Source organism: Actinomadura sp. NPDC023710 (genome assembly GCF_040639875.1).
GTDB classification, from domain to species: domain Bacteria; phylum Actinomycetota; class Actinomycetes; order Streptosporangiales; family Streptosporangiaceae; genus Spirillospora; species Spirillospora citrea.
The window spans coordinates 164,641-175,608 of record NZ_JBFAGB010000013.1; the positions used below are offsets into that span (position 1 = coordinate 164,641).

Sequence of the window (10,968 nt, forward strand, 5' to 3'; positions counted from 1 at the left end):
CCCCGGAGGGAGCGCGCCCGCGTCCGCTCCTTGTCGCATGACACAAGGTGTCCTAAAGTAAACATTGTTTCCCCGGGTGTCGCCCGCGGTCACCGAGACCGGACGGACCGGCCCCCGAGATGGAGGAGGCATGGCGAAGACGCTGCAGGACTCCAAGGACGTGCTCGTCGAGCGCGCCCAGCGGCAGATGGGCGACCACTTCGGCGACTCAGGGCTCACCACGCGGCAGAAGCTGGCCCTGACCTGCCGGATCGCGTTCGACGGCGGGCACGACTCGGGCCTCGCCGGGCAGATCAGTGCCCGCGGGCGGGAGCCGGGCACCTACCTCACCCAGCGGCTGGGGCTCGGCTTCGACGAGATCACCGAGGACAACCTCCTGCTGGTGGACGAGGACCTCCAGGTACTGGAGGGCGAGGGCATGCCCAACCCCGCGAACCGTTTCCACTCCTGGATCTACCGGGTCCGGGAGGACGTCAACTGCATCATCCACACGCACTCGCTGCACACCGCGGCGCTCGCGATGCTGGAAGTCCCCCTCGTGGTCTCCCAGATGGACACCACTCCGCTGTACGACGACTGCGCCTTCCTCAAGGACTGGCCCGGTATCCCCGTCGGCAACGAGGAGGGCGAGATCATCTCCGCCGCCCTGGGGGACAAGCGCGCCATCCTTCTCGCGCATCACGGGCAGCTCGTCACCGGTGGCACGATCGAGGAGGCGTGCACCCTGGCCATGCTCATCGAGCGCGCCGCGAGGCTGCAGCTCCTCGCCATGGCGGCGGGCACCGTCCAGCCCCTGGACCCGGCCCTGGCCCGCGAGGCCCACGACTGGACGTCGACGGACCGGCGCAACAAGGCCAACTTCGCGTACTACGCGCGCAGAGCCCTGCGCGACCACCCCGACTGCGTCACGGGCGAGGTGCGGCTGTGACGGCGAACCCGCCCCTGAGCGGGGTCATCGCCTACCCCGTCACCCCGTTCGACCGCGGCACCGGCGACGTCGACCTGGCCGCGCTGCGGCGGCTCACCGAAGAGCTGGTGGACGCCGGGAGCCACGGCATCGCCCCGCTGGGCAGTACCGGCGAGACCGCCTACCTCCGCGAGAGCGAGTGGGACGCCGTCTGCGAGACCACGCTGCGGACCGTCGCGGGCCGCGTCCCCACGCTGGTCGGCGTCTCGCACTGGAGCACGGACGCGACGGTCCGCCGGGCCCGCGTGGCCGCCCGGCACGGCGCCACAGCGATCATGGTGCTTCCGCTGGTGTACTGGAAGCTGACCGAGGCCGAGCTCATGCGGCACTTCGCCACGGTGGCGGAGGCCACCGACCTGCCGATGATGCTCTACAACAACCCCGGCACGAGCGGCACGGACCTGACCCCGGAGTCGGTGGTCGCCCTCGCCCGGCAGATCCCCAACCTCACCATGGTCAAGGAGAGCTCCGGCGACGCCGCGCGCTTCCGCGCCATTCGCGAGCTCTCGGACGGTGCGCTGTCGGTCTACAACGGGAGCAACCCGCTGGCGCTGGAGGCGTTCCGGTCCGGCGCCGCCGGGTGGTGCACGGCAGCGCCCTGCCTGGTCCCGCGCTGGTGCCTGGAGCTGCACGCCGCGGCGGCGGGCGAGCGGCACGGGCGGGCCGACATGGTCCTGACCGAGCTCCTGCCGTTCCTGAAGTTCATCGTCGCCCACGGCCTTCCCCGGACGATCAAGGCCGGACTGGAGATCCAGTCCCGGGACACCGGCCGGCCCCGGGCACCGCTCCAGCCGCTGCCCGACGAGGAGACCGGCGAGCTGCGAAGCCTGCTGGCGCGGCTCGAATCGCACCCGCTCCTGGACGACCCGGCGACGGCGTCCGCCTAGGAAGGCCCGTGCCGCTCACTCGGCCGACGAGCCGAGCGGCACGGGCCACAACGTGTCTTGGCTATCCCTGCGTCAGGGGATCGTCACGACGGTCTTGCCGCGGGCGTGTCCTTCGCCGACGTGGCGCAGCGCCTCGGGCACGTCGTTGAGCGCGAAGGTGCGGTCGATATGGATGGCCACCTCGCCGGCGACGCAGAGGTCGGTGAGCGGCCCGAACCTCGCGGGGCCCGGACGCACCACGAGAACTCCCATTCTCCGCCCGGCGAGGCGGCCGGCGATCGAGCCGGTCGTCGCCATGCCGAGCAGGACCGGCACGGAGCCGCCCACGCACCAGTACCGGCCGCCGCGAGCCAACGCACGCCCGCAGGCGAGCGGTGAGCGGGAGGCGACGAGATCGAGCACGAGGTCGTACCGCTCGCCGGTCCGGGTGAAGTCCCGCCTCCGGTAGTCGATCACCTCGTCGGCGCCCAGCGACCGCATGAAGTCGAGCTTGCCGGCGTTGTCGACACCGGTCACATGGGCGCCGGCGCGTTTGGCCAACTGGATCGCGAACGATCCCGAGCCGCCGCCGGCCCCATTGATCAGTATCCGGCGCCCCTCGCCGGCGGGGGCCGTCCCCTGCAGCGCGATCGCGCCCGCCTGCGGAATCGTCGACGCCTCGGCGAAGGTCAGATGCTTCGGCTTGTGGGCGAGGGCCGACTCGGGCGCCACCGCGAACTCGGCGAAGCCACCCTTCAGATCGAGGTTGTCGCCGTACACCTCGTCTCCCGCGCGGAAGCGGGACACCTCCGAGCCCACGCCCTCCACCCGCCCGGCGATGTCCGAGCCGAGCGTCCTGCGCGCCGGCCTCCGCAGTCCACCGATGCGCGAGTACAACGGAGCGCCGCGCAAGGTCTCCCAGTCCGACAGATTGATCGACGTCGCCACCACGCGTACGAGGACCTGCTTCGGAGCCGGCGACGGCGTCGGGACGTCCTCCAACCGTAGTGAATCCGTCGAGCCGTACCTGTCGTAGACGACTGCTCGCATGTGGCCTCCCCACTTGGAAGCATCGCCTGAGCGGAGGGTAGCCGCCACCGATCCACAAGAGGAGACCACCTCGGCGTCCTTCGACCTGGTGGTCCACCGCAAAGGCCCGCAGCCGGCGCCCCAGCCGTGATCAGCGCAGTGGCCGCACCAGCCCTGGAAACGCCCGCCTCTGCAGGCCGAACCCGGCCGCCGGGACGCGGTCACTTGAAGGCGCCTGCGGTGAGCCCGGCGACGATGCGCCGCTGGAACACCAGCACGGTGAGCATCAGGGGGACGGTCACGATCGCCCCGGCCGCCATGATCGCTGTGTAGGGGACCTGGTGCGGCTGGGAGCCGGCGAAGTTGGCGATCGCCACGGTGACCGGCGCGACCTCCGGGTTCCCGTTGGAGAGCAGACCGGCCAGCAGGTACTCGTCCCACGCGGACAGGAAGACCATGATCGCGGTGGTGAACAGACCGGGGGCCGCCAGCGGTACCAGGACCAGGCGGAACGCCTGCCCGGGGGACGCGCCGTCCGCCTGCGCCGCCTTCTCCAGGTCCCAGGGCATCGCGGCGAAGAAGCCGGTGAGGATCCAGATCGTCAGCGGCAGGGCGAAGGACAGGTCGGGAAGGATCAGTGCGGGGAAGGTCCCCAGCCAATGGATCTCGGTGAACAGCTGGAACATCGGGGTCACGATCGCGACGCCGGGGAACATCGACGCGCACAGGACGGCCGCCAGCACCTTGGTCTTGCCCCCCATCGGCAGCCGTACCAGCGCGTATGCCGCGGGCCCTCCGATGAGCAGCGCGAGCACGGTGGTGGCGCCGGCGATGATCGCGCTGTTGAGCAGCGCTCGTCCGAAGTGGTCGCCGCCGCTCGTGTCGAACGCCGCGCGGAAGTTGTCCAGCGTCACGTGCGTCGGCCACGGGGTGGGGTCGAAGGTGTGGCCCGCGTCGCGGAACGCGGTGACGATCATCCAGTAGAACGGGCCCAGGCACCACACCACGATGACGGCTGCGCCCGCGTACAGCCACAGGCGTTGCCGCGGCCACCGGTGCGGCGTCCGGCGTGCGGAGCTGTCCTTCGTGTGAGCTGCCGACATGACTACGACACTCCATGCTGTTCGGACTGGACGAGGTTGACCCGGAAGACCCGGACGAGCGCCATGGCGACACCGAAGATGAGCAGGAACGTCAGCGTGGAGATCGCGGAGGCTCCGCCGTAGCCCTGCCGGAGCTGCTGGACGGTCAAGATCGACAGCGTCGTCGTCGCGTGCCCGTCGCCTCCGCCGCCGTGGGTGAGGATGGCCGGGAGGTCGTAGATGCGCAGAACGTCCAGGACGCGGAAGACGACGGCGACGAGCAGCGCCGGCCGGACGAGCGGCAGCGTGATCCGGGAGAAGGCGTGCAGGGCGCTGGCGCCGTCGATGCGGGCCGCCTCGTACAGATCGCCGGGTATGCCGGCCATCCCGGCGAGGATCAGCAGGGCGACGAACGGAGTGGTCTTCCATACGTCGCTGATGATGACGGCGAAGCGCGCGGCCCAGGCGTCGTCGGTCCACAGGACATGGGCGCCGAAGGTGCGGTTGATGACGCCGTCGTAGGAGAACATGAAGAACCAGAGTTTCGCGGTGACGGCCGTCGGGATCGCCCACGGCACCAGCACGACGGCGCGCAGGAACCCGCGGCCGAGGAACGACTGGTTCATGACGACCGCCATCAGGAGGCCGATGACGACCTCCAAGGACACGCTGACCACGGTGAGGAACAGCGTGACGAGCACCGACGTCCAGAACTGCCCGCCGAGCGTGCCGGGCGGGCAGGCGGTGTCCCCGCAGCGCTGGGCCACCCAGTGCAGGTAGTTGGAGAACCCCGCGAACTCGCCGCCCTGGGTGAAGAAGCCGTCCCGGAGGGCGGGGTCGCCGCGGAAGGACGTGACCAGCGCGGCGACGATCGGGTAGCCGATGACGGCGGCGAGGAGGATGAGGGTCGGGGAGACCAGCACGATGCCGAGCCGGCCGCGGCGCGGCCCGGTCGCTCCGGATGCCTGTGAGGTCATGCGTCGTTCCCGTCTGCCGTGCATCACTGCTCGCTCGTCGCGGCGAGGATCGCCGTCTGGATGTCGCTCAGGGCCGTGTCGACCGACTTGTCGCCCTTGATCGCCGCGTAGGCGTTCTCGCTGATGGCCTTGGTGACGGCCGTGTAGAAGGGCGTCACCGGCCGTTCGGTGGCGGTGGCGATGCTCTGGGCGAGCGTGCCGAGGTAGCCGAGTTCCGGGTGGCCGAGCAGCGATTCGTCGCGGTACAGGCTCTCGACCACGGGCGACTGCCCCTGTTCGATCAGCAGCTTCTTCTGCACCGCGGGGCTCTGTAGATAGATCAGGAAGTCCCGCGCCGTCGCCTTGTGCCTGGAGTAGACGTTCACCGCGTTGTCCTGGCCGCCGAGCGCCGTCCGCCCGGGCCCGTCGACCCCGGGAAGCGGGGCGACACCGAACTTGCCCTTCACGACGGAGCCGCCGTCGCTGTCGGCGAGCGGGTACACGTACGACCAGTTGCGGTGGAACAGCAGCTTCCCGTCCTCGAACGCCTGCCGGCCCTCCTCCTCCTGGTAGGTGATCCCTTCTTTCGGGATGTCGCCGTCGCGGTAGGCGTCGACGAGAAGGGACAGCCCCTTCCGCGCGACCGGTGTGACGGCGGAGGGCGTGGTGCCGTCCGGCTCGACGAGTCGCCCACCGGCTGCGGCGACGGCCTCCGTCACGTTGACCGTGAGCCCCTCGTACTTGGCGAACTGGCCCGCGTAGCAGCCGATGTGCCGCTCTCGGGCGATCTTGCAGGCCGCCCGTAGTTCCCGCCAGGTGCGCGGCGGGTTCGGCACCAGATCCTTGCGGTAGTAGAGCAGGCCCGCGTCCGTCATGAACGGCGCCGCGTAGAGCGTGCCGTGATACGTCGCGGTCGCCACGGTCTGCTTCAGCAAGGGGGCCGTGTCGAGCGAGTAGGCGCCCTTGAACGGTTGAAGCCACCGGTGCGCCGCGTACTCGGCGATCGTGACGACGTCCGCGCCGAGCACGTCGTACCCCGGGTCCTGCGCCTTGAAGTGCTGGACCAGGTTGTCGTGCAGGTCGTCGACGTCGCCGAACTGTTTGAGCGTCACGGCCTCGTCCGGATGGAGCCGGTTCCACTCCTCGATGACCTGCTTGTTCGCCGTCCCGGCCTCGTCGGACGCCTGGACGAAGGTGATCGGCCCTCGGTCGGACAGGTGGCGCTCGGCCGCCTGGAGACCGCTGTCCGGCGTCGCGCAGCCCGCGGCCCCCAGCGCCACCGCGGCCGAAGCGGCGCACGCCGCGCGGCGCGCCCTCATGCGCATCGGATCCCCCTCGCCGGGACCATCGGTGTCGTCACGCGGAACACAGAAGCAGCGCTTCCCAGGGGCGCAGCACCGGCGGGGAGCCGGCGGCGGGCAGGTCCTCGCGGACCGTGGCGCTCGACAGCACCGGCTCACCGGCGACGTCCACGCGCTGCGGTTCGGAGGAGAAGCTGGCGACCACCGTGAGCGGCCCGCTGGTGTAGACCCATCGCGACTCGGACACCTCCACCTCGCGGTATTCGGCGACCTCGCCGGCGAACTTCTCGTTGCGGAGGGCTATCAGCGCGCGGACCAGCGCGAGGGTGGACGTGGCGGAGGCCCGCTGGTCGGTCACGTTGACGCTCTCGTCCTCCGGCAGCGGCAACCAGGGCTCCCCGGTGGTGAAGCCCGCCCCGGGCGTGCGGTCCCAGCGCATGGGGGCGCGCGCGTTGTCCCGCGGCCACTGCCCGTTCCTCTCCCCGGCCGTGAGGGGATCGCGATGCAGATGGGCCGGGATGTCGCTGTCCGTCATCCCCAGCTCGTCCCCGTAGTACAGCGCGTAGGTGCCGGGAAGCGTCGCCAGTACGGCGTGGGCCAGCCGGGTCCTGCGGTCGTCGCCCTCCGCCCAGCGCGTCGCCATGCGCGGCAGGTCGTGGTTGGAACCGGCCCAGATCGGGCACGCGCCCTCGGGGAAGGCGGCCAGCGACTCGGCCACCATCCGGGCCAGGGCCGGCGCCTCGAACGGGGCGAAGATGAACGGGAAGTTGAACCCGAGCTGCAACTGGTCGTTGTCGCCGTAGTACGGGGCGAGCTCGTCGACGCGCGCCACCCAGGTCTCCCCGAGGAGCAGCGGTGTCTCCGGCCGCCTTTCCGCACGGCGGCGCCAGTGCCGGTACACCTCGTGCACCTCGGGCCGGTTGAAGTTGTAGAGGTGCTGGAGCCCGTACCGTCCCTGGACCTCGCGGCCGTAGATGTAGGCCTCGTCGTGCTTGGGGTTGTCGCGGAGTTGGGCGTCCTTATAGAGCCCGTTCGCCACGTCGATCCGGAATCCGGCGATTCCGCGGTCGAACCAGAAATCCATGACGGCGTCGAACTCCGCGTGCACGGACGGGTTCCACCAGTTCAGATCCGGCTGTTCCGGAAGGAAGTTATGGAGGTAGTACTCGCCGCTTTTCTCGTCCCAGGTCCACGCCGGTTCGCCGGTGTCGTCGAGCCAATTGTTCGGCGCGGATCCGTCGCTCTTGGGCGGTGCCCAGACGTAGTAGTCGCGGTACGGCGAGTCCGCCCCGGAACGTGCCTCAACGAACCAGGGATGCTCACTGCTGGTGTGGTTCGGAACCAGGTCGAGCATGACGCGGATGCCGCGTTCACGCGCCTGGGAGACAAGGTCGTCCAGGTCGTCCAGGGTGCCGAGGTCCGGGTGGACGCCGCGGTAGTCGGAGACGTCATAGCCCCAGTCGTGATTCGGCGACGGCATCGTGGGGGAGAGCCAGAGGGCGTCGATCCCGAGCCATTGCAGATGGTCGAGCCGACTGATCAGACCCCGAAGATCGCCATGGCCGTCTCCATCGCCGTCCTGGAACGAACGGACATAGACGTGGTAGAGCGTGGCGCCGTGCCACCAAGGGGAATGGCTCACAGGGTCTCCTCTCCGGGCGGGTGTCTGGGCGACCCGCGATGGGCCCGAACGCCCCCGAGCGAGCGTCTCGTATTCGTTTCGCCGGTATCGTGGCCAGTGGGAGCGTAAGGTGTCAACGTGCTAAACGAACGGCGTTCGTTTAGCACGCCTGCAGCCGCTGGAACGACGAATCCGGAAAGGGGCGCGGATGGCCCGCCCACGCAAGCCGCTGCTCTCGCGGGACGGCATCGTCGACGCGGCACTGGAGCTCGCGAGCGAGACCGGCGGGTTCACCGTGCCGGAGCTGGCGAGGCGGCTCGGCGTCCGGCCGTCCTCGCTGTACAACCATGTGAGCGGGCGGGCCGAGATCATCGAGCTGATCCGCCGCCGGCTGCACGAGGAGATGGCGGTCCGGGTGGACGTGTCCGGCGACTGGGCGGACGTCGTCCGGAACATCGCCGCCGCGCAGCGCGAGGTGCTCGCCAGGCATCCGTGGGTCATCATGCTGCTGGCGACGTCCCCCGCGGGCCTGGACTCGGCTATCACCACGGTCGAGAACCTCGCCACCCTCTTGTCCCGCGCCGGATTCGCCGACCGGGACGTCGTGCACGTGATCGCGATGATCGACATCGTGACGATCGGCGCGAGCCTGGACCTCGTCTCGCCCGAGGTGATCTATCCGGCCGAGGTCCTCGCCCAGTCGACGACGCTGGCGCGCGTCATGCGCAGCCGCCTCCCGGGGACGTCCCGCGCCGACGACGCGTTCGACTTCACCATCGAGCTCGTCATCGAGGCGCTGCGCGCCCGGCTACGCCGCACCCGCAGCGCCGCGCCCTCCCCGCGGGAGGATGCGGAGCACGACGCCCGCCCATAGACGCCCTCGTCCAAGTGAGCGACGCCAGCGCATCCCGGCAGCTGGTGCGGCGGTCAGCCGTCGCACAGGAAGGGCAGGACCTCGGCGGCGAACTCGCTGGGGGCGAGGCTGTGGATACGGTGGCCGACCGGGATCTCGGTGACGCCGCAGTCGGGGATGGCTCCTGCCATCAGGTCGATGTGCTCTCGGGTGACATGGCTGGCAGCGCCGCCCCAAAGCAGCAGTGTGGGTGCGTCGATACGCTTCAGCAGGTCCGCGAAGCCGGGCGAGGGTGCGCGGAAGGCGTCCAGGATCGGAGTGATCATCCGCCAGTCGAAGCCGGGGTCGTGTTCGGGCTCGGCCGGGTCCGGTTCGCCGGGTGCCGCCGGCGGCATGCCGCCCAGCGCCGGGGTGTCCTCGATCACCAGCCTGCGGACCGCGGCTGGACGGTGAGCGGCGGTGAGCAGCGCGACCGCTCCGCCCATCGAGTGTCCTACGAGGTCGACCTGCTCCAGGCCCAGTCGGTCCAGAACTCCGAGGACGTCATCGCGCAGGGCCTCCAGCGAGTACACGCCCGGGCGAGAACTCTCTCCGTGACCTCGCTGCTCAACCGCGATCACGCGCATCCCACGAGCCGCGAGTTCGACGGCGAAGCCGTCCCAGGTCGCAGCACCGGAGATGAACCCGTGCAGCAGAACGACCGGATGCCCCTGACCCGTCTCCCGAACGGCCAACTCCACATCCGGCAATGTGATCTTCACCCGCCGAGGATAACCACCTCCTTCACGCCACCGACGTCGTAGAGGGCGCGGGCCTCGGCGAGGACCCGTTCCGCCCGGGCCTTGATCCGTTGTCGCCTGCGGGTGATCTTGTCCTGGGCGGTTCAGGGAGGCCGCGCCGCCGCGCTGTCGCGGGCCCTTGGCGCTGGCTTGGGGGCATTTCGACTCTTTGTTGGGCGTTGGTTGCCCGCAGTGTGGATAAGGAATGAAGGTGGCCGAAGTCGACTTTTCGGCGATCTTTGAGGCGTCGCCAGTGGCGGTCTCGATCCTGTCGTCCGCATGGGTGTACGTCGCGGTGAACTGCGCCTATGAGCGATTGACGGGCTGGTCACGGGAGCAGTTGGTCGGCCGGAACGTGTTCGAGGTCTTTCCGGGCGGGGCGGCGGGGCGCAGCGCCGACCAGCTGCGCGCGTCGCTGGAACGGGTGGTGGAGATGGCCGAGGTCGACACCATGCCGCTGCAGCAGTACGACACCGAGGAGCCGGGACGGCCCGGAGTCTTTCACGAGCGATACTGGACCATCCTCAACGCCCCGGTGCTCGGGCCGGACGGACGGGTGGCGCTGATCATCAACCGGGTGGAGGAGGTGACCGGCTTCATCCGGGAGCTGCGCGAGGCCGACAGCGGCACCGGGCCGCAGCCGCAGGCGCTGGCCGCGCGGACAAGAGCGATCGAGGCCGAGCTGTTCGTGCGGGCCCGTGAACTGCAGGAGGTCAACCAACGGCTGCGGCGCGCCGAAGCACGCGAGCATCGGGCCGCGGTGGCGGCACAGCAGGCGTTGCAGCATCAGCGGCAGGTGGTCGCCGATACCTCCCATGACCTGCGCGGTCCGCTCGCCGGGCTGCGGACCCGGTTGGAGGTCGCCCTCACCGACCCCGACGCCGACTCCCACCAGATCCTGCACTCCGCACTGTACGACGCCGAGCGTCTCGGCGATATCGTCGCCGACCTGCTGGAACTGGCCCGGTTGGAGGCCAATGCCCCCTGGCGGACGCAGGAGGTCGACCTGGCGCACCTGGTCCGGGCCGAGACCGACCGCCGGGCCCAGGGCCCAAGGCCCCCGGACCTCACCGTCGACCTCGCCGTCGGCGTCATCGTGGACGCCTCACCCGTCCGGCTGACCCGCTTGTTGAACAACCTGCTCGACAACGCCGAGCGCCACGCCCGAGCCCGCGTCGACGTCACGGTCGCCCAGCAGCAGGGGAAGGCGGTGCTGGAGGTCACCGACGATGGGGTAGGCATCCCCGTCGACGAACGCGAGAAGGTCTTCGATCGCTTCTACCGGCGTTCCGACGCCCGTCGAGCCGATCCCGAAGGCACCGGCCTGGGCCTGGCCATCGCCCGCCAGATCGCCCAGGGCCACCACGGCGACCTCCACATCGCCGATCATTCACCGGGCACCCGGTTCACGCTGCGGCTCCCCCTTCACGACCCGGGCAGCGCCGGCGGCAACGCCCCCAACGCTGGATGAGCGGGCCGCCGCCGCACGGCGGCCGCATCCGCCGCTCGGCCGA

At 70.2% G+C, this 10,968-nt stretch carries 10 protein-coding genes; 4 read left to right on the forward strand and 6 right to left on the reverse strand.

Going from position 1 to position 10,968, the window contains the following annotated elements:
• The first annotated feature begins 130 nt into the window (after positions 1–130).
• Positions 131–928, forward strand: a complete 798-nt coding sequence (locus AB0H37_RS17440; RefSeq protein WP_179835533.1) for an aldolase — start codon at positions 131–133, stop codon at positions 926–928.
• The gene (locus AB0H37_RS17445) at positions 925–1,854 is read left to right on the forward strand and encodes a dihydrodipicolinate synthase family protein (RefSeq protein ID WP_329089629.1); all 930 of its coding nucleotides are present in this window, start codon (positions 925–927) and stop codon (positions 1,852–1,854) included. Before AB0H37_RS17440 ends, AB0H37_RS17445 begins: the two co-directional genes overlap by 4 nt.
• Before the next feature lie 72 nt (positions 1,855–1,926).
• On the opposite strand, the gene AB0H37_RS17450 is transcribed toward AB0H37_RS17445, so the two are convergent.
• The 5 genes from AB0H37_RS17450 to AB0H37_RS17470 form a co-directional block, all read right to left on the reverse strand.
• Positions 1,927–2,883 (reverse strand): NAD(P)-dependent alcohol dehydrogenase, encoded by a 957-nt coding sequence (locus AB0H37_RS17450; RefSeq protein ID WP_360613689.1) that lies wholly within the window; start codon positions 2,881–2,883, stop codon positions 1,927–1,929.
• 200 nt (positions 2,884–3,083) lie between these two features.
• Positions 3,084–3,965 (reverse strand): carbohydrate ABC transporter permease, encoded by an 882-nt coding sequence (locus AB0H37_RS17455; RefSeq protein WP_329089634.1) that lies wholly within the window; start codon positions 3,963–3,965, stop codon positions 3,084–3,086.
• A 2-nt stretch (positions 3,966–3,967) separates the two neighbouring features.
• Complete coding sequence (locus AB0H37_RS17460; protein WP_360613691.1) at positions 3,968–4,921, reverse strand: sugar ABC transporter permease; 954 nt, start codon at positions 4,919–4,921, stop codon at positions 3,968–3,970.
• A 23-nt stretch (positions 4,922–4,944) separates the two neighbouring features.
• Positions 4,945–6,225: an ABC transporter substrate-binding protein gene (locus tag AB0H37_RS17465; protein WP_360613693.1), complete on the reverse strand. Its 1,281-nt coding sequence runs from the start codon at positions 6,223–6,225 to the stop codon at positions 4,945–4,947.
• Positions 6,226–6,256: 31 nt separating this feature from the next.
• Positions 6,257–7,843 carry an alpha-amylase family glycosyl hydrolase gene (locus tag AB0H37_RS17470; RefSeq protein ID WP_360613695.1) on the reverse strand — a complete coding sequence of 529 codons (1,587 nt, stop codon included), beginning with the start codon at positions 7,841–7,843 and terminating at the stop codon, positions 6,257–6,259.
• Positions 7,844–8,030: 187 nt separating this feature from the next.
• On the opposite strand from AB0H37_RS17470, the gene AB0H37_RS17475 reads away from it, so the two are divergent.
• Positions 8,031–8,696: a TetR/AcrR family transcriptional regulator C-terminal domain-containing protein gene (locus AB0H37_RS17475; protein ID WP_329089642.1), complete on the forward strand. Its 666-nt coding sequence runs from the start codon at positions 8,031–8,033 to the stop codon at positions 8,694–8,696.
• A gap of 53 nt (positions 8,697–8,749) precedes the next feature.
• Here the strand turns inward: AB0H37_RS17475 and AB0H37_RS17480 are convergent, their stop codons facing one another.
• Positions 8,750–9,436: an alpha/beta hydrolase gene (locus AB0H37_RS17480; RefSeq protein WP_360613697.1), complete on the reverse strand. Its 687-nt coding sequence runs from the start codon at positions 9,434–9,436 to the stop codon at positions 8,750–8,752.
• 229 nt (positions 9,437–9,665) lie between these two features.
• Between AB0H37_RS17480 and AB0H37_RS17485 the strand changes: the two genes are divergently transcribed.
• Positions 9,666–10,925: a PAS domain-containing sensor histidine kinase gene (locus AB0H37_RS17485; RefSeq protein WP_360613699.1), complete on the forward strand. Its 1,260-nt coding sequence runs from the start codon at positions 9,666–9,668 to the stop codon at positions 10,923–10,925.
• The last annotated feature ends 43 nt before the right edge of the window (positions 10,926–10,968 follow it).